At 61.2% G+C, this 18406-nt stretch carries 13 protein-coding genes and 1 pseudogene; 10 read left to right on the top strand and 4 right to left on the bottom strand.

All coding sequences use genetic code 11. The features are described from left to right. Positions 1-269: 269 nt before the first annotated feature. From ACFORG_RS16515 to ACFORG_RS16525, 3 genes are all read right to left on the bottom strand, one after another. Complete coding sequence (locus tag ACFORG_RS16515; protein WP_386736638.1) at positions 270-1022, bottom strand: VOC family protein; 753 nt, start codon at positions 1020-1022, stop codon at positions 270-272. 4 nt (positions 1023-1026) lie between these two features. Continuing rightward, positions 1027-2109: a ribosome small subunit-dependent GTPase A gene (rsgA, locus tag ACFORG_RS16520; RefSeq protein WP_386736639.1), complete on the bottom strand. Its 1083-nt coding sequence runs from the start codon at positions 2107-2109 to the stop codon at positions 1027-1029. A 488-nt stretch (positions 2110-2597) separates the two neighbouring features. Continuing rightward, positions 2598-3041, bottom strand: coding sequence for an RrF2 family transcriptional regulator (locus tag ACFORG_RS16525; RefSeq protein WP_386736640.1), 444 nt, complete (start codon positions 3039-3041; stop codon positions 2598-2600). 109 nt (positions 3042-3150) lie between these two features. Between ACFORG_RS16525 and ACFORG_RS16530 the strand changes: the two genes are divergently transcribed. Both ACFORG_RS16530 and ACFORG_RS16535 read left to right on the top strand, forming a co-directional pair. After that, positions 3151-4356, top strand: coding sequence for an NnrS family protein (locus ACFORG_RS16530; protein ID WP_386736641.1), 1206 nt, complete (start codon positions 3151-3153; stop codon positions 4354-4356). Positions 4357-4426: 70 nt separating this feature from the next. Next, positions 4427-5032, top strand: a pseudogene (locus ACFORG_RS16535) (NnrU family protein). Positions 5033-5050: 18 nt separating this feature from the next. Here ACFORG_RS16535 and ACFORG_RS16540 read toward each other — a convergent pair. Next, entirely contained in the window at positions 5051-5749 is a 699-nt protein-coding gene (locus ACFORG_RS16540; RefSeq protein WP_386736642.1) for a helix-turn-helix domain-containing protein, read from the bottom strand. A 255-nt stretch (positions 5750-6004) separates the two neighbouring features. On the opposite strand from ACFORG_RS16540, the gene ACFORG_RS16545 reads away from it, so the two are divergent. From ACFORG_RS16545 to ACFORG_RS16580, 8 genes are all read left to right on the top strand, one after another. Further along, positions 6005-8728 carry a nitrate/nitrite transporter gene (locus ACFORG_RS16545; protein WP_386736643.1) on the top strand — a complete coding sequence of 908 codons (2724 nt, stop codon included), beginning with the start codon at positions 6005-6007 and terminating at the stop codon, positions 8726-8728. A 64-nt stretch (positions 8729-8792) separates the two neighbouring features. Beyond that, entirely contained in the window at positions 8793-12581 is a 3789-nt protein-coding gene (locus tag ACFORG_RS16550; RefSeq protein ID WP_386736644.1) for a nitrate reductase subunit alpha, read from the top strand. Continuing rightward, a complete protein-coding gene (gene narH / locus ACFORG_RS16555; RefSeq protein ID WP_386736645.1) occupies positions 12578-14101 on the top strand; it encodes a nitrate reductase subunit beta in 1524 nt (507 codons plus the stop codon). The genes ACFORG_RS16550 and narH overlap by 4 nt, the downstream gene beginning before the upstream one ends. A gap of 1 nt (position 14102) precedes the next feature. Further along, entirely contained in the window at positions 14103-14807 is a 705-nt protein-coding gene (gene narJ, locus ACFORG_RS16560; RefSeq protein ID WP_386736646.1) for a nitrate reductase molybdenum cofactor assembly chaperone, read from the top strand. Between the two features lie 11 nt (positions 14808-14818). Further along, entirely contained in the window at positions 14819-15601 is a 783-nt protein-coding gene (narI, locus tag ACFORG_RS16565; RefSeq protein WP_386736647.1) for a respiratory nitrate reductase subunit gamma, read from the top strand. Between the two features lie 5 nt (positions 15602-15606). Continuing rightward, entirely contained in the window at positions 15607-16404 is a 798-nt protein-coding gene (locus tag ACFORG_RS16570; RefSeq protein ID WP_386736648.1) for a peptidylprolyl isomerase, read from the top strand. Positions 16405-16502: 98 nt separating this feature from the next. Beyond that, on the top strand, positions 16503-17120 hold the full coding sequence (locus tag ACFORG_RS16575; protein WP_386736649.1) for a carbonic anhydrase: 618 nt from the start codon (positions 16503-16505) through the stop codon (positions 17118-17120). Continuing rightward, complete coding sequence (locus tag ACFORG_RS16580; protein WP_386736650.1) at positions 17117-18397, top strand: molybdopterin molybdotransferase MoeA; 1281 nt, start codon at positions 17117-17119, stop codon at positions 18395-18397. The genes ACFORG_RS16575 and ACFORG_RS16580 overlap by 4 nt, the downstream gene beginning before the upstream one ends. Positions 18398-18406: the final 9 nt, after the last annotated feature.

Raw genomic sequence — 18406 nt, forward strand, 5'->3', positions numbered from 1 at the left:
GTGCCTTGCTCGCCCTGCTTCAGGATGAAGGCCTTCTGCGCCTCCGTGAACTTCGATGCTTTCATGCGATTCCGCTCCTCTCCCAGCCAAGGAAATTTAGCGGAAAACTCCAGCTCCGAACGATCCAGTTTTCAAGGGGGCAGAGCAACCGAAAGTTGCGCCCGCAGAGAAGGTCTGGAAGGAGCCCGCAGTGCCGGATGATGCAAAGCGAACAAATGCCCGCTTTGCATCTCTGAAAAGAAACCTCGGCGCAAATGGAAGGTGTTTATCTACCCGACTTCGAGCGCAAACAAGGCGCCGTCTGGATCACGAAGGACGAGCCCTTGGGCTCGAGCAGCTTTGTCTGCACCTTGAGATATCAAACGCGCGCCGTTGATCTCCGCAAAATTGCTCGCATCGGAGACGGAAGTAACCTTGATGCTCGGCACCCAAGCCGGGTTTGAGCGTCTTGGCCAAGTTGAGGCATATTGAACTGCAACAACATCGCCCGATGGCCCGGAGAAAGATACACGTTCCAGCTCGCGTTTCGGAGACATCTGCCATTCGAAAAGCTCAGCATAAAACGCTTTCGGAAATTGATCGCCGCTACCCACGTACACTTCAGGCCCGAACTGTCGGTGCGGCACAGGGAAGCTGTGCCGTGAGAGGGACAGTCCGAAAAGCACGCCGAGCGGATCGCGGACGAGCGCATTGCGACCGACGCCAGGAACCTCGAATGGCGTTCGAACAATTTCACCTCCGAGCGCATCGGCGTGCTTTAACGCGGCATCGACGTCGGGGACTTCAACGTAAGCGATCCAACTATTTTTGTGGCGCGGAGGTGTCACGGCGAAACCGGCACCTGCTTCGTCGCCCAATAGCGCGAGGACGAAATCCTTCTCACCGCCGCCCCAAGCAAAGTCTGTCGCCCGCTCGACTTGGTAGGTCCAGTCGGCGATGTGCTGGTAGAAATCCATTGAACGCTCTCTGTCCGAAGTAAAAAGATCGTGCCACACGATCTGCCCGGCTTTTGACTGCGTCATCGACTTACCTCCTGACATCTTTGAGTTTCTTGACGCCGCGAACCATCTTCCCAAACGCCTTATCCCGCGACCTGCGTTCCGCAAGGCTGGCCGAATTGAAGGCATCTTCGGCCAAGAGTTTGCGCCATCTCCCCAGCCGAAGAGCATTGAGGGCACCTTGTTCGACGGCCTTCAGTACAGCGCATCCCGGCTCGGTCTCGTGCTGACAGTCGTTAAAGCGACAACCTGCGGCAAGCTCCTGAATGTCGGCAAACAAGTCATTGATCCCGTCCGCCGCATCGGTGAGCTGCAATTCTCGCATGCCGGGGGTGTCGAGGATCAAACAACCATTGGGTATCGCATGAAGCTCGCGCCTCGTTGTTGTATGCCGTCCTTTTGCATCGTCCTCACGAATGGCCTGGGTCTCGATGGATTGGCTTTCGAGCAAGGCATTCGTCAGCGTCGACTTTCCAACGCCGGAGGAGCCCAGAAACGCCACCGTCTTGCCCGGCCTGCACCACGAGGACAGTTGAGTCCGAGGCGCGCTTCCGCGGGCGTCCAGTGCGACCACCTCGATCATCTCCGACACAGCGCGGGCCGCATCGGTATAGCTTTGCGGGTCCGTCGAAAGGTCTGTCTTTGTCACGACGATGACGGGTGTGATGCCGGCCTCCAATGCCAGAGCGGCATAGCGTTCGAGCCGGGCCACCTTGAAGTCCTGATTGCAGGACGTGACAATGAAGGCTGTATCAATGTTCGCGGCAATCAGTTGTTCCTGCCGGTCTGTGCCAGGTGCGCGCCGCTTGATTAGGCTTGTGCGCTCAAGAACCCGACTGGGTTGCAGGTGCGAGGGATTCAGCATCAACCAATCACCGACAGTCGCATCCGGCCTGGGAGGAAGCATAGCATCAACACTGTAACCGAGAACGTGCAGTCCATTGCGATGCACTTCAACGACGCGAGCGGGAGGTGTCGCGGTTAGCTCGTCTACGCTGATCTGCTGAGCGAAAAAGGGTTGCCATCCCAGTGCCTGAAGAGGGTTAAGATTGGTGCGTGTTCCGAAGCTGCGAGCGCGCTGCGGAAGGAAATCCGTGTAGTCCCGACTCATGGGGTGTCCACTTTCATGTCTCTTGCCCAAGCTTTTCTTGGGCGCTGCTGGTAGGAAACGAATGTGCACATCAGGACATTCCGTAAGCATCAAGCCTACGGAAGCGCTTCAATTGTTCGATGTACACTGGGAGGCGTTCTGCCTCCCCTCCTTACCAGGACATGAAGTCTCCATTTCGGACAGGAATTGAGTAGGGTATGGCAACACATAACGCAAGTGCTGCCGATTGATATGGACTTCTTCTTTGATAATTAGGAGCGGCCTTTCGACGGGACGAAAGGAAAGCCAACTATGTCCAGCATAGTGGGCCAACACGGTTTGCGGACACCCCCAAACAATATGGCAGCTATTCTGGATGACCGTGTCTGATTGGCTCCCGTGATCCGTTCTTCTGAAGAGTCTTGGGTTTGAATTTGGTTTGTTCCTCCTACTATGAGACTAACGAGGCGAAAAAGGCGTTTCTGTGAAGAAAAAGCGGGTTAGTTCAATTATTTGGATGAGCTGCGGCACGCAGGTTCTTTCCGTGTTGGCGGTGCGTAGATGCAGTCTGCCAACGTCGCCATGTTCAGGCTGGCGATGAAGGCGCTTTCCGCCTTGGCCAGCCGGTTCTTGAGCCGACATGTCGGCGTTAGCGTGCAGGCATTTCCCTGCGGCGCAAAGCATTCGACAAGGGCTTGATCCGCTTCGAGCAGCGAGACAACCTCGCCAAGCCGGATATCGTCAGCTGGACGCGCCAGTATGGCGCCTCCTCCTCCGCCACGGCTGGTTTTCAGTAATCCGTTTGAGGCCAGGGTCGAAACGACTTTGGCCAGATGGTTACGGGAAACGCCGAATTCGGTGGCCAGTTCGGCGGTGCTGAAGGCCCTGTCGGGTGCGCCGGCGAGGCGCATCAGGACCCGCAGTCCGTAGTCGGTGAAAGAGGTGAGCCGCATTGTCACTCCTATGAATTAGTATTTGAGATACGTATTGATGCATACTAATCAGTAAATCAAATACTGGTTCAGCGGAGGCAGGCACTTCGCACGAGATCGGGGGACACCGATGAAACTCACTACAGCTCAACGCATACGCGACTGGACCGGTCCAGCCTTGCTGACCTACGGGTTCCGTCCATTTTTCTTTGGCGCTGCTGTCTGGGCGGCGCTGGCCATGGTGCTCTGGATCGGGGTGCTGACAGGGCAGGGCACGCTGCCCACCGCTCTGGATCCCGTTTCATGGCATGCGCATGAATTCCTGTTCGGCTATCTTGGCGCGGTCGTCGCCGGGTTTCTGCTGACGGCGGTGCCGAACTGGACGGGACGCTTGCCCATTGTCGGCTGGCCGCTGGCCGGGCTTGTGGCATTGTGGTTGGCCGGGCGGGCAGCGATGGCCGTGTCCGCCGGACTTCTGCCCGAATTGGCCGCCGTGATCGATCTGTCCTTTTCGGTCGTGCTCGCGGCTATCATCGCCCGAGAGATCGTGGCTGGAAAGAACTGGCGCAACCTGATCGTGCTGGGCATGCTCTGCGTCATGATCCTTGGCAACGGCGTGTTCCATTGGGAAGTGGCCAAGGGGTCCTACGCGGCGCAGGGCTATGGTTTGCGTTTGGGTCTTGCCGCAGGGATCATGATGATTGCGGTGATTGGCGGGCGCATCGTGCCGTCCTTTACGCGCAACTGGCTGGTGAAGCGGGGCGCAACGCGCCTTCCGGTCCCGCCGATGCAGGTGTTCGATCGGTTGGCGCTGTTGGGACTGATGAGCGCTTTGCTTCTCTGGGTCGCGCTGCCTACGGCTTTCGTAACTGGGGCCACGTTGTTGATCGCAGGGGCACTTCACGTGGGGCGCTTGTTTCGCTGGGCCGGGGCGCAGACACTGTCAGAGCCCTTGGTCTGGGTGTTGCACGCAGGCTATGCCTTTGTCCCGCTGGGCGCACTGGCAATAGGGGCAGAAGTGCTGCTGGGGACATCGGTAAGCGGCGCGGTCCAGCATCTTTGGATGGGAGGTGCGCTTGGCCTGACGACGCTGGCGGTGATGACACGCGCCACGCTGGGCCATACGGGACAGGAATTGACGGCGGGACCGGGAACAGTGGGCATTTACGGGGCTATGATCGCCGCGGTACTTCTGCGAGTGGCTGCGGGGCTGTGGCCCCAACATGCCGCCGCTTTGCATAGCCTGTCGGGTCCGGCGTGGATCGCATCCTTTGCCGGATTTTCCACGGTATACGGTCCGCTTCTGCTGTGCCAACGTTCCGCAAAAGCCGCCTGATGCGATGAGCATGGGCTGGTTCGAATTCGCCACTGCTTATCTGGCCTTCTTCCTGACGCATTCCATACCCATGCGTCCGCCTGTTCGCCCTTGGCTGCAGATGCGGCTGCGGCACAGAGGCTTCACGGTGGCGTACTCGCTGTTGTCACTGGCGGCGCTGGTATGGATCATCGGCGCGGCGAGCCAAGCGCCCCATTTGCCGCTCTGGGCCTGGGCACCCTGGTAAAACCATATCGTTTTAGCGCTGATGCTGCCCGTGTGCCTGATCTTGGCACTGTCGGTTGCCCGGCCAAATCCACTGTCGTTCGGAGGGGCACGGAACACGGACTTCGACCCGGGCCACCCTGGCGTCGTGCGGTTGACGCGGCATCCGCTGTTGTTCGCGCTGGCGCTTTGGGCGGCCGCGCATGTTGTGCCAAACGGCGACGTGGCCCACCTCTTGCTGTTTGGGACCTTAGCGCTGTTTGCCGTGTTGGGCGGGAGGCTTGTAGACCGGCGCAAGAAACAAGAAATGGAGCCGGACTGGCAGAATACGATCAACGCGGTGGCATGCACCTCCTGGGCCTCCACGCTGAGGGGCCCGGTTCCGCTTAAGCGTCTACTGCTGGGTGTCGCGCTTTATGTTGGTCTCATCTGGACGCATCCCTACCTGTTGGGGGTCAGCCCTCTGCCATAAGGACATGCATCCGACGCGTCAGCTTGCTGCGTCGTCGATCAGGGGGGTAGGTTTGGCAAAGCGGCTCAGGTCGTCGCGATCCGCGATGCTGATCCGGCTGCCATTTACTGTCACGCCATAGGGCTGGAGCCCCTTGAACGCCCTGCTTAAATTTTCCGGCGTCATCCCAAGGACAGAGGCAAGGCGGCGCTTCTCGAATTCCAGTTCGAAATGCTCTACCTGCCCGGAGCGGTCCTGTTGCCGCAAAAGGTAATTGGCCAGCCGCTCCAAGGAACTGCGCAGCTTCAGGTCCTTTTGTGCCTTGATGACTGAGCGATAACACAGTGCCAGCTCGGACACGATCGCCCGCGCGAAATTGCCATCCGCTTCGAAAACAGCGCGCACGTCCTGGCTGGGGATCAGGGCGATACGGCTCTTTTCCAGCGTACGCGCGGACATGAGGTAGGGAGCGTCTCGGATCGTCGCGGCCAGAATGAAAGTCGAGATCGGCCGGACCGTCGCCATGCTGGTTTCGCGTCCGTTCCAGCTGCAAAACAGATCCACCGTACCGGAAAGCACCACGTGGAGGAAATCGCTTGGTTCGCCTTCCGAGATCAGCTCGATCTGGGGCGGAAAATTCTGAACGTAGGCCCCACGCATGAGCGATTGAAACTGCTCATCCGCCATGTCCTTGAACAAATGCAGCGCCTTTACATCCGGAAAACTCGACTCGTGCATCAGTATCGGCTCAGCTTCTGTGGTGATTGATGTTTTTCGCGCGGACATCTGACATTTGTCATCAAGTCGCGTGACCAATTGTCCATGTCTACTTGATAGCGCATCAGACGGCTTCTGACAAATTCCCGTAACGCATTTATTTCTCTTAACTTTTCTCGGTTTCTGATCTGGATCAAGTTCGATTTGTGCTCTGCCCACAAGGGTATTGGCAATCCCGTACGGGATACCGACGCCATTCTCTTAGGAGGGCCTGCCATGCAGACCGTAGCCACGGCCTCACCCGCGGAACAGAACCGCGCACTTGGGCTGAGCACGATCGCCTTCACCGCCTGCTTCGCGGTCTGGACGATCTTTTCCATCATCGGCGTTGCCATCAAGAGCGAGTTGGGTCTCAGCGAGTCCCAGTTCGGCCTGTTGGTGGCAACGCCCATCCTGACCGGTTCGATCACCCGGCTGTTCTTGGGGGTCTGGACTGAGAAATACGGCGGTCGGCTGGTCTTTACCGCGCAGATGCTGCTGACGGCGCTGGCCACCTTGGCGCTGACGCTGGCCGACAGCTATGTGATGTACCTGATTGCGGCGCTGGGCATCGGCCTTGCGGGCGGATCCTTCATCATCGGTGTGGCCTATGTCAGCCGCTGGTACGACGCCGGGCACCAGGGCACTGCGCTGGGCATCTTCGGGGCTGGCAACGTCGGCGCGGCGGTGACCAAGTTCATCGCGCCTTTCGTCATGGTGGCCTACGGCTGGCACGGCGTGGCCTATGTCTGGGCGGCCGGTCTCGCGATTATCGCGATCGTCTTTTTCCTTTTTGCCAAGGATGACCCCGAACTTGTCGCGCGTCGGCAAAAGGGGATCAAGGCGCCCAGCCTTTCGCAACAGTTCGCACCGCTGAAGAACCTGCAGGTCTGGCGCTTCTCGCTCTACTATTTCTTCGTGTTCGGTGCCTTCGTTGCCTTGGCGCTTTGGATGCCGCATTACCTGATCGACGTATACAGCGTCGATGTGAAGACCGCCGGCATGGCCGCCGCTTCCTTCAGCCTGTCGGCCTCTCTGTTCCGCGCCTATGGCGGTCACCTCAGCGACAAGTTTGGGGCACGCCAGGTCATGTACTGGACCTTTGGTTTCGCGCTGGTGCTGCTGTTCATGCTATCCTACCCGCCCACCGATTACGTCATTCATGGCAAGAGCGGTCCGATCAGCTTCTCGACCTCGATGAGCTTCTGGCCCTTTATCGCCGTGCTGTTCACGCTGGGGTTCTTCATGAGCCTCGGCAAGGCGGCCGTGTTCAAGCACATCCCCGTCTACTACCCGCAACACGTTGGCGCGGTAGGCGGTCTGGTGGGCATGATCGGTGGCCTTGGCGGGTTCATCCTGCCGATCATCTTCGGTGCCGCGCTTGACCTGACCGGGATCTATACCTCGTGCTTCGCGATCCTGTTCGGCCTGGTGGCCGTGGCGCTGACATGGATGCACCTGTCGATCCGCGCGATGGAACGCAAGGCACATGGCGAGATCCTCGACAAACTGCCTGCTCTGCCCGAGATGCAGGAAATCCACCACCCCGAACATACCGCCATGCCGCGCGTGCTGGAAGACTGGCGCCCCGAAGACCAGAGGTTTTGGGAAGAAAAGGGCCGCGCTGTCGCACGCCGCAACCTGTGGATCTCTATCCCCGCGCTGCTGCTGGCCTTCTCGGTCTGGATGGTCTGGTCGATGGTCGTGGCCAAGCTGCCAGCCATCGGGTTCGACTTCAGCACCTCGCAGCTCTTCTGGCTTGCGGCCCTGCCGGGCTTGTCGGGCGCGACACTACGAATCTTCTATAGCTTCATGGTGCCGATCTTTGGCGGACGCCTGTGGACGACTCTGTCGACCGCCTCGCTTTTGCTGCCCGCCATGGGCATCGGATATGCCGTACAGAATCCTGATACGCCTTACCTGATCTTCCTCACTCTTGCGCTGCTCTGCGGTTTTGGCGGCGGCAACTTTGCCTCCTCGATGGCAAACATCTCCTACTTCTTCCCGAAGGCGGAAAAGGGCAACGCGCTGGCGCTGAACGCAGGTCTGGGCAACCTCGGCGTGTCGGTCATGCAGTTCCTCGTGCCGATCGTCATCACCATGGGCGTCTTCGGCGCCATGGGCGGTGAGCCGGTCCAACTGACAGCGGGCGGTGAGCTGTGGCTGCAGAACGCGGGCTTTGTCTGGGTGCCGTTCATCCTGATCGCCACGGCGGCGGCCTGGCTGGGCATGAACGACATCGCCGATGCCAAGGCCAGCTTCCGTGAGCAGGCGGTCATCTTCAGCCGCAAGCAGAACTGGCTGATGTGCATCCTCTACACCGGCACCTTCGGCAGCTTCATCGGCTATTCCGCGGGCTTCCCACTGCTGACCCGGATCGCCTTCCCGGACGTGAACGCGCTGCAATTCGTCTTCCTTGGTCCGCTTGTGGGTGCGCTGAGCCGTGCCGCGACCGGCTGGGTCTCGGACAAGTGGGGCGGTGGTCGCGTGACCTTCTGGGTCTTTGCCGGGATGATCGTTGCAGTCTTTGGTGTGATCTCCTCGCTGGATGCGGGCAGCTTCGTGGGCTTCTTCGCGGCCTTCATGGCGCTCTTTTTCCTCACCGGTGTGGGCAACGCGTCCACCTTCCAGATGATCCCCGCGATCATGGGCAAGGAGATCCCGCGCCTGATGCCGGAACTGGACGCCGCCGCGCGCCGGAAGCAGGCGGAACGCGAAAGTGCCGCAATCATCGCCTTCACCTCGGCCATTGCCGCCTACGGTGCCTTCTTCATCCCCAAGGCCTACGGCACGTCGCTTGCGATGACCGGCTCTCCGGTCGGGGCGCTCTGGGGCTTCCTGGTCTTCTACGCGGTGTGCCTTGCCATCACCTGGGCCGTCTACACGCGGCGCGGTGGGCTGCTCCACGACGTCGAACATGGCCGCGTGCCAGCCGAAGCAACCGCGCAACCCGCCGAATGATCGAAACATGCCGTCGGGCGACTCATGTCGCCGCCCGACCCCCGACATCAGGAAAGGAAGCGAGATGAGCCACCTTCTCGACAGATTGAACTTTCTCCAGTCCAAGAGCCTGGAACAGTTCTCCAACGGTCACGGTGAAGTCACCCGTGAAAACCGCGACTGGGAGGACACCTATCGGAACCGCTGGCGGCACGACAAGATCGTACGCTCGACCCACGGGGTGAATTGCACCGGATCCTGTTCGTGGAAGATCTACGTCAAGTCCGGGATCGTCACTTGGGAAACCCAGCAGACCGATTATCCACGCACCCGGCCCGACCTGCCCAACCACGAACCGCGCGGCTGCGCGCGTGGTGCCTCATACAGCTGGTATCTGTATAGCGCGAACCGGGTGAAAAACCCGCTGGTGCGCGGACGACTGATGAAGATCTGGCGCAAGATGCGCGAGACGATGACGCCTATCGAGGCCTGGACCAAGCTTCAGGACGATCCTGTCCTGCGCGCCTCCTACACAGAAACGCGCGGCAAGGGCGGGTTCGTCCGTGCCACATGGGACGAGGCGACGGAAATCACCGCCGCCGCGAACGCCTATACCGCCAAGACCTATGGCCCCGACCGGATATTCGGCTTTTCGCCCATCCCGGCCATGTCGATGATCTCATATGCCGCCGGGTCGCGTTACCTGTCGTTAATGGGGGGCGTCTGCATGTCCTTCTACGACTGGTACTGCGACTTGCCGCCCGCCTCCCCCATGACATGGGGCGAACAGACCGACGTTCCGGAATCGGCCGATTGGTACAACGCTGGCTACCTGCTGCTCTGGGGCTCGAACGTGCCGCAGACCAGAACACCGGACGCGCATTTCTACACCGAGGCGCGCTATCGCGGCACCAAGTCCGCCGTTATCTGCCCGGACTATTCCGAGGCTGCCAAGTTCGGCGATGTATGGCTGAATGCCAAGCAGGGCACCGATGCCGCTTTGGCCATGGCCTTTGGTCACGTCATCCTGCGCGAATTCCACCTTGATCGGCAGGCCGAGTATTTCGAGGACTACTGCCGCAAGTATTCCGACTTCCCCATGCTTGTGAAGATCGAGGAAAAAGACGGCAAGATGATCCCGGGCCGCTTCCTGCGCGCCGACGATCTGGACGGCAAGCTGGGCGAAGAGAACAACCCGGAATGGAAAACCGTAGCCTATGACGAGGTCACCGGGACGCTGGTCGCGCCCAACGGGTCGATCGGCTATCGCTGGGGCGGAAGCGCCGGGCCGCTGCGCAAGGTTGCTGGGGAGGGCAAGACCGGGATGTCCGGCGATGCCGAGATGACTACGGCGCGCTGGAACCTCGAGGAACGCGCTGCCGGTGCCGAAACCCGTCTGCGCCTGTCGCAGATCCTCGACGGCGACCACGATGACGTCATCGGGGTCGATTTCCCTTATTTCGGCGCGGACGCCACCAAAGCCTTCACCACCGGGGATAGCCGCCCCAACGTGTTGACCAAGAACGTGCCGGTGAAGCGTATCCAGACCGCCGATGGCGAGGTGGCCGTCGCCACCGTCTTTGACCTGTTCTGCGCCAACTATGGGCTGGATCGTGGTTTGGGCGGCGACTGGGTCACAAGCGACTACACCCAAGACGTGCCCGGGAGCCCTGCCTGGGCGGCGAAGATCACCGGTGTGAAGGCCGACAAGATCATCCATGTCGCCCGTGAATTTGCGCAGACCGCCGAAAAGACCAATGGCAAGTCGATGATCATTATCGGGGCCGCGATGAACCATTGGTACCACATGGACATGAACTATCGTGGCGTCATCAACATGTTGGTGATGTGTGGCTGCGTGGGTCAGTCCGGAGGCGGCTGGGCTCATTACGTTGGGCAGGAAAAGCTGCGGCCGCAGACCGGCTGGCAACCGCTGGCCTTCGCGCTGGACTGGGGTCGCCCGCCGCGGCACATGAACTCGACCTCGGCTTGGTATGCCCACACCGACCAGTGGCGCTATGAAACGCTTACGGCCGGAGAGATCCTGTCGCCCACCGCGCCCGAGGGCGACTGGGACGTGTCTCTGATCGACTACAACATCCGCGCCGAACGCATGGGATGGCTGCCCTCGGCGCCGCAGTTGAAAACCAACCCGCTGGAGGTGTCGAAACAGGCCAAGGCGGCAGGCAAGGAGATACCCGCCTATGTCGCCGAACAGCTGAAGTCCGGCGCGCTGGAAATGTCCTGCGAGGATCCGGATGCCCCGGAAAACTGGCCGCGCAACCTGTTCGTCTGGCGGTCGAACCTTCTGGGGTCCTCGGGAAAGGGGCACGAATACTTCCTCAAGCACCTGCTTGGCACCGACAACGGGGTAATGGGCGAGGAAGGCCGGCAACTGCCGAAAGAGGCCAAGTGGCACAAGGATGCGCCGCGCGGCAAGCTTGACCTGCTGGTGACCATCGACTTCCGCATGAGCACGACAGCGGTCTATTCCGACATCGTCCTGCCCACGGCCAGCTGGTACGAAAAGAACGACCTCAACACCAGCGACATGCACCCGTTCATCCACCCGCTGCAGGCAGCGGTGGACCCGGCGTATGAGTCCAAGTCCGATTGGGAAATCTTCAAGGCTATTGCCTACAAGGTGCAGGAAGTCGCGCCGGAAATCCTCGGGAAAGAAACCGACATCGTTGCTTTGCCGATCCTGCACGACACGCCCGGAGAACTGGCGCAGGACCAGGTGCGCGACTGGAAGAAGGGCGAATGTGACCTGATCCCCGGCAAGACCGCGCCGAACTACATCGCGGTCGAGCGGGACTACACCGCCATCGGTGATCGCTTCACCGCGCTTGGGCCGCTGATGGACAAGCTGGGCAACGGTGGCAAGGGCATCTCGTGGAAGACTGAGCATGAAGTCCAGCACCTGCGCGACCTGAACGGTGTCTGGGAGGACGGCCCGGCCAAGGGGTGCGCCAAGATCGTATCGGATATCGACGCGACCGAGGTGGTTCTGATGCTGGCCCCCGAAACCAACGGCGAGGTCGCGGTCAAGGCATGGGATGCGCTGTCCAAGGCCACAGGCCGCGATCACACCCACCTTGCCCTGCCCAAGGAAGACGAGAAGATCCGGTTCCGCGACATCGCCGCGCAACCGCGCAAGATCATCTCTTCACCCACATGGTCGGGACTGGAGTCGGAAAAGGTCTGCTACAACGCGGGCTATACCAACGTGCACGAGTTGATCCCCTGGCGCACTCTGACCGGTCGTCAGCAGCTGTATCAGGATCACCTGTGGATGCGTGCCTTTGGCGAAGGGTTCATGACGTACCGGCCGCCGGTTGACCTGAAAACCATCACCAAGGAGGTGCAGGACGAGGGCGACAGCCTTGTGCTGAACTTCATTACCCCGCACCAGAAATGGGGCATCCACTCGACCTATTCCGACAACCTCTTGATGCTGACGCTTAACCGTGGCGGGCCGGTGATCTGGATATCCGAGAACGACGCGAAAAAGGCCGGCATCGTCGATAACGACTGGGTCGAGCTCTACAACGTGAACGGTGCTCTGACGGCGCGAGCGGTGGTCAGCCAGCGAATGAAGGACGGAACGACCTTCATGTATCACGCCCAGGAAAAGATCGTGAACACGCCCGGATCTGAAAAGACCGGCCATCGCGGCGGCATCCACAACTCGGTGACCCGCGCGGTGCCGAAACCCACGCACATGATCGGCGGCTATGCCCAACAGTCCTACGGCTTCAACTACTACGGAACCGTTGGGGCGAACCGGGACGAATTCGTTGTCGTCAGAAAGATGAAGAAGGTCGACTGGCTCGACCACGAAGCCACCCCCAAAACGGAGGCAGCAGAATGAGAATTCGTGCGCAAATCGGCATGGTGCTGAACCTCGACAAATGTATCGGGTGCCACACCTGCTCTGTAACCTGCAAGAACGTCTGGACCAGCCGCGACGGCGTCGAATACGCGTGGTTCAACAACGTTGAGACCAAGCCCGGCACCGGCTATCCCACGGATTGGGAGAACCAGGAGCGTTGGAACGGCGGCTGGGAAAGGACGAAATCCGGCAAGCTCCAACCCAAACAGGGCAGCAAATGGCGGATCCTGGCGAACATGTTCGCCAACCCCGACCTGCCAGAGATCGATGACTACTACGAGCCGTTCGATTTTGACTATGACCACCTGAAATCCGCGCCCGAGATGCAGGCGTTCCCAACGGCGCGCCCCCGGTCCAAGATCTCCGGCGAGCGGATCGAGAAGATCGAGAAAGGTCCGAACTGGGAAGAGATCCTTGGCGGCGAGTTTTCCAAGCGGTCCGAGGATTACAACTTCGAAGGCATCCAGAAACGCATCTACGGGGAATATGAGAACACCTTCATGATGTATCTCCCCCGGCTGTGCGAACACTGCCTGAACCCTGCCTGCGCGGCGTCCTGCCCCTCGGGCGCGATCTACAAGCGTGAAGAGGACGGCATCGTCCTGATCGACCAGGAGAAATGTCGGGGCTGGCGGATGTGTGTTTCCGGCTGCCCCTACAAGAAGATCTATTACAACTGGTCCACCGGCAAATCCGAGAAATGCACCCTGTGCTATCCCCGGATCGAAAGCGGCAACCCCACCGTTTGTTCGGAAACATGCGTCGGGCGCATCCGCTACCTCGGCGTAATGCTCTATGATGCCGACAAGATCGAAGAGGCCGCCAACGCGTCGGACAAGACGGACCTCTACGACGCGCAACTGGGAGTCTTCCTTGATCCCAACGACCCGGTGATCATCGAAACCGCCCGCGCCGACGGCATCCCCGAGGACTGGATCAAGGCGGCGCAGGAAAGCCCGATCTGGAAGATGGCGATGGAGTGGAAGGTCGCCTTTCCGCTGCACCCGGAATACCGGACGCTGCCGATGGTCTGGTACATCCCGCCGCTCTCGCCGATCCAGAACGCGGCCGAGGCGGGCGCCATCGGCATGGACGGCGCGATGCCGGACGTGAAGAACCTGCGGATACCGCTGCGTTACCTCGCCAACATGCTGACCGCCGGTGACGAAGCCCCGGTGGCGCAGGCGCTGGAACGGATGCTGGCCATGCGCGCCTACATGCGGGCCAAGACCATCGACGGGGTCCGGGACGAGGCGATTGCCGCGCGCGTCGGTCTGTCGGGCCGGGTGATCGAGGACATGTACAAGATCATGGCACTGGCCGACTACGAAGACCGCTTCGTGATCCCGACAACGCACCGCGAACAGGTCGAAGAGGCCTATGACCTGCGCGGCGGCTGCGGGTTCACCGATGGCAATGGCTGTTCCACCGGGATCTCCAAGGGCTCGCTGTTCGGTGGGTCGAAGAAACCCCTCAAGATGCCGACGGAGGTACAGTGACATGGACCGCACATTGAAAGCCCTTTCGCTGATCCTCAGCTACCCGACGCGAGAGCTGCAGGCCGCGATGCCGGAAATCGGGGGTGTCCTTGCCTCCGACACCCGGCTGACGTCCGCCGCGCGTCGGGCGTTGCGCCCGCTCATGGAGGAGCTGGGCGGGCGCGACATCTATGACATCGAAGAGCAATACGTCATGCTCTTTGACCGCTCGCGTACGCTGTCGCTGAATCTGTTCGAACATGTCCACGGCGAAAGCCGCGACCGGGGCGGCGCAATGGTCTCGCTTGTGGCAACCTATCGTGCGGGTGGGTTCGATCCGGTCACATCGGAATTGCCGGACCACCTGCCTGTGCTACTGGAATTCCTGGCCACGCGTCCCTTCGCGGAAGCACAGGACACTCTGGCGGACGCGGCGCATATCTTCGAGGCCCTGAACGCCCGGCTTGTCCGGCGCGAAAGCCCCTATGCCGCCGTGTTCGCCAGCCTCTTGCAGTTGTCCGGCGCCCAGGCCGACCGCGAGACGGTGGCCGAACTGCTGGACCAGCCCGAGGTCGATCCCAACGATCTGGAGGCGCTGGACGAGGTCTGGGAGGAAAGCGAGGTCCGCTTTGGTCCCGATCCTAACGCCGGGTGTCCGGTAACGCGTGACATGCTGGCGCGCATGGATGAACCGCTCCGCCGCGCCTCCGGCGTGGCCGCAGAGTGACGGAGGCTATGATGCACAACTTCTTTTTCGGTATCTTCCCCTACATTGCCCTTGGCGTAGGGATCATGGGGTCCATCGCCCGGTATGAGCGCGACCCCTTCACCTGGAAATCCTCATCCTCGCAGCTGTTGCGGCGCAAGCAGCTGGTGATCGGGTCGATCCTGTTCCACGTCGGTCTGATCGTCATCACGCTGGGCCATGTGGTAGGCCTGCTGACCCCGATCGCCATCTTCGACGCGCTGGGCATCAGCCACGGTGCCAAGCAGTTGCTGGCCGTTGTCGCCGGTGGCATCGCGGGTATCATGGCGCTGGTGGGCGGCGGGATGCTGTTCCATCGCCGCTGGACCGATCCACGCATCCGCCGGACGTCCAGCTTTGCCGACATCGCCATCCTTGCCATGCTTCTGGCGCAGCTGGTGCTGGGGCTGGGCACTGTCTTTGTCTCTCTCGGCCACCTGGACGGGCATGAGATGGTCAAGTTCATGTCCTGGGCGCAGGGGATTTTTACCTTCGACGGTTCGGCGGCCAGCCACATTCAGGACGTGGCGCTGGTGTTCAAGCTGCACCTTTTGCTGGGCATGACGATCATCCTCGTCTTCCCCTTCACCCGCCTTGTGCACCTTGTGTCCGGCTTTGCTGCGCCCTTCCGCTATCTGCTGGGGCGGCCGGGCTACCAGATCGTGCGCTCGCGCCGCACGCAGCCCCTGCCAGAGCGGAACGGCAATAGTGTGACGGCACCCAAAGCCGCAGCCACAGCACCGGCTTCGGATGCCATAGCGAAACCGGCGGAGTGACGGCCATGAACGCAGCTCTGTTTCCCGATCTGATCGTCAATGGCGAAACCGTGCCCCATACGGTTGTCGCCGCCGAGACCCAGAACCACGATGCGCCCAAGGGCAAACCCGGGATCGCTTGGCGCAAGGCGGCCAATGCCGTCGCCATCCGCACCCTCTTGTTGCAAGAGGCGGCGCGACGCGGCCTGTCTCCAGACCCGGTAGAAATCGGATCGGGGCAGTTCGAAACCGATGAAGAAGCCCTGATACGCGGCCTTCTTGAAACCGCCGTGTCGGTGACGCCGCCCGATGAGGAGGAGGTGCGCGCGGAATGGGCGCGTGATCCCTCACGATTTCGCGCGCCGCCGCTTTGGGAGGTCTCGCACATCCTCTGCGCCTGTGACCCCCGCAACGAGGCAGAAACCGACGCGGCCCATGACCGTGCAAAGGAGCTGACCGCACGCATCCTGAACAATCCGCGCGGCTTTGCACAGCTCGCCAAGGATCACAGCGATTGCGGGTCCAAGGCCAATGGTGGGGCTTTGGGGCAGCTTGGTCCAGGCGACACCGTGCCGGAATTCCAAGCTGCCCTGCGTGATCTGCCCGAGGGGCAGATCACCGAAACACCGGTTCTGACCCGGCATGGCTGGCACGTGATCCGCATGGATGCCGTCGCCGATGGGGCGATCCTGCCCTTCGAGGCGGTTCGACCGAAGATCCGCCAAGCCATGGAAAAGGCTGCGTGGAGGCGGTCTGCACACGCCTTGGTAGATCAACTTGTGGCGGCGGCTGACATTCTGGGCGCGGATCTGAAACCGGCCTGAACCGAAGGGAGGCGGCATCATGAAAATCGACCTGTCCAAAATCCGAGGCGGTCGTGTCGAAGCTGCACCGCTGTGTCTCGACCTGTTGGAGCGCTGATATGCTGAACTCACTGCTTCAACGCAACGCGGACTGGTCCGCTGAACGGCATCGCGCTGACCCGAGCTACTTCACGCGGCTTGCATCCCAGCAGGCGCCGGAATTCTTCTGGATCGGCTGTTCCGACAGCCGGGTGCCCGCCAACGTCGTTGCCGGTTTGGACCCGGGAGAGGTCTTTGTGCATCGCAACGTGGCAAACGTGGTGCATTCGTCCGACATGAACCTGTTATCGGCGCTGGAATTCGCCGTCGACGCCTTGAAGGTGCGGGAAATCATCCTCTGCGGTCATTATGGCTGTGGAGGGGTAAAGGCCGCGACCGAGGATATGCCACACGGGCTGGCTGACCATTGGCTGGAGCCTATCCGTCGCCTCTCGCGGGCCTATGCCGTCGACTTGGCGCAGGAACAGTGCATGGAGGCCCGCCGCGACAAGCTTGCCGAGATCAACGTTATCGAAGGGGTGCGCCGCGTGGCTGAAACCCCGATCATGCAACGCGCCTGGGCGCGACAGGCGGACATCCGCATCCACGGCTTGATCTACGGCCTGAAAGACGGGTGCCTGCGTGATCTCGACTGCACGGTCGGTCCCGGACATTTTCAACGCGAGGTGGCGGAATGACCTTTTTGCACGACGTCTTGAAGCCCGGCTGCAGCTGCGACGCGCCCGAGCATCCGGGAAAGTTGATCAGCATTGACGAGGCCCTTCACCGGATCGGGGCGCTGTGCCATCCGATCGCCGAGGTGGAACGGCTTTCCCTGTCGCAGGCGCATGGCCGTGTCCTCGCGCTACCGGTGGTCAATGACACCCCGGCCCCCGCTTTCGACAATTCCGCGATGGATGGATATGCCGTCGATGCACGAGCCTTTGTTGGGGACGGACCGTGGATCCTGCAGGTTTCGGACCGGATTCCTGCGGGATCCGGCGGTCAGGCCGCGCTGCAACCCGGCACGGCGGCCCGTATCTTTACCGGTGCGCCGGTACCCGCAGGCGCGACCGCTGTTGTCATGCAGGAACAGGTGCGCAATGCCGGGGCTCTGGTCCGAATCGACCGCCGTCCATCAGACGGACAGAACATTCGCCGCATCGGCAGTGACATGCAGGCCGGAGAGGTTGTGCTGACCGCTGGCACGATCTTGGGACCGCGTGAAATCGCAGCTGCAGCGGCGGCGGGCGCTGCCGAGGTCACCGTCCGCAGGCGGTTGCGCGTGGCGCTGTTGGTGACGGGAGACGAGGTGCGGCAGGCCGGGACCGGCCGCGCCACTGCGCAGATCTGGGACGTTAATACACCGATGCTGGGCGCGGCTATCGCATCACCCGCTATGGAACTGGTCGCAGCCGAACCGGCCGCCGACGACAGATTGCGCCTGCGCCGCCAACTGGCCGACCTATGTTCCCGCGCGGATCTGGTGGTCACAACAGGCGGCGTATCCGTCGGCGAAGAGGACCACGTCAAGCAGGCGCTTGCCGATCTGGGGGGAGAGCTTGCCTTGAGCGGCGTCGCAATCAAGCCTGGCAAACCTGTATCCTTGGGATCGGTTGGGTCCGTAACTTGGTTGGGACTGCCGGGAAATCCGTTGGCGGCCTTCGTCACATGGCAACTTTTCGGAGAGACAGTCGTACAGCACCTGACCGGCCAGACGCGCCTGCGCAACCAACGCCGGCACGTCGTCACCGCCTTTCCGATAAAGCGCAAGCCGGGACGCTGCGAATTTCGACCCGCAAACCGCATCGGTTTCGATGCCCTTGGCCGTGAGTTGGTGGGGTTCGACGGCACCACCAACTCTGCGAGAGTCGGAAATCTTCCTGCGGCGGACGGTCTGATCCTGCTGCCCGCTGACGCAGATGACCTGCCCGAAGGGGCGCTTGTGGAATTCATGCCGTTTTTCGAGACTTGAGGAAAGAAA

The sequence above is a fragment of the Lutimaribacter marinistellae genome (genome assembly GCF_042648365.1).
Lineage (GTDB): Bacteria > Pseudomonadota > Alphaproteobacteria > Rhodobacterales > Rhodobacteraceae > Lutimaribacter_A > Lutimaribacter_A marinistellae.

What these genes read in the sequence shown, in the direction of transcription:
- ACFORG_RS16515 (WP_386736638.1), bottom strand. Translation starts at nt 1,022, where the DNA reads ATGACGCAGTCAAAAGCCGGGCAGATCGTGTGGCACGATCTTTTTACT.
- rsgA (WP_386736639.1), bottom strand. Translation starts at nt 2,109, where the DNA reads ATGAGTCGGGACTACACGGATTTCCTTCCGCAGCGCGCTCGCAGCTTC.
- ACFORG_RS16525 (WP_386736640.1), bottom strand. Translation starts at nt 3,041, where the DNA reads ATGCGGCTCACCTCTTTCACCGACTACGGACTGCGGGTCCTGATGCGC.
- ACFORG_RS16530 (WP_386736641.1), top strand. Translation starts at nt 3,151, where the DNA reads ATGAAACTCACTACAGCTCAACGCATACGCGACTGGACCGGTCCAGCC.
- ACFORG_RS16540 (WP_386736642.1), bottom strand. Translation starts at nt 5,749, where the DNA reads ATGCACGAGTCGAGTTTTCCGGATGTAAAGGCGCTGCATTTGTTCAAG.
- ACFORG_RS16545 (WP_386736643.1), top strand. Translation starts at nt 6,005, where the DNA reads ATGCAGACCGTAGCCACGGCCTCACCCGCGGAACAGAACCGCGCACTT.
- ACFORG_RS16550 (WP_386736644.1), top strand. Translation starts at nt 8,793, where the DNA reads ATGAGCCACCTTCTCGACAGATTGAACTTTCTCCAGTCCAAGAGCCTG.
- narH (WP_386736645.1), top strand. Translation starts at nt 12,578, where the DNA reads ATGAGAATTCGTGCGCAAATCGGCATGGTGCTGAACCTCGACAAATGT.
- narJ (WP_386736646.1), top strand. Translation starts at nt 14,103, where the DNA reads ATGGACCGCACATTGAAAGCCCTTTCGCTGATCCTCAGCTACCCGACG.
- narI (WP_386736647.1), top strand. Translation starts at nt 14,819, where the DNA reads ATGCACAACTTCTTTTTCGGTATCTTCCCCTACATTGCCCTTGGCGTA.
- ACFORG_RS16570 (WP_386736648.1), top strand. Translation starts at nt 15,607, where the DNA reads ATGAACGCAGCTCTGTTTCCCGATCTGATCGTCAATGGCGAAACCGTG.
- ACFORG_RS16575 (WP_386736649.1), top strand. Translation starts at nt 16,503, where the DNA reads ATGCTGAACTCACTGCTTCAACGCAACGCGGACTGGTCCGCTGAACGG.
- ACFORG_RS16580 (WP_386736650.1), top strand. Translation starts at nt 17,117, where the DNA reads ATGACCTTTTTGCACGACGTCTTGAAGCCCGGCTGCAGCTGCGACGCG.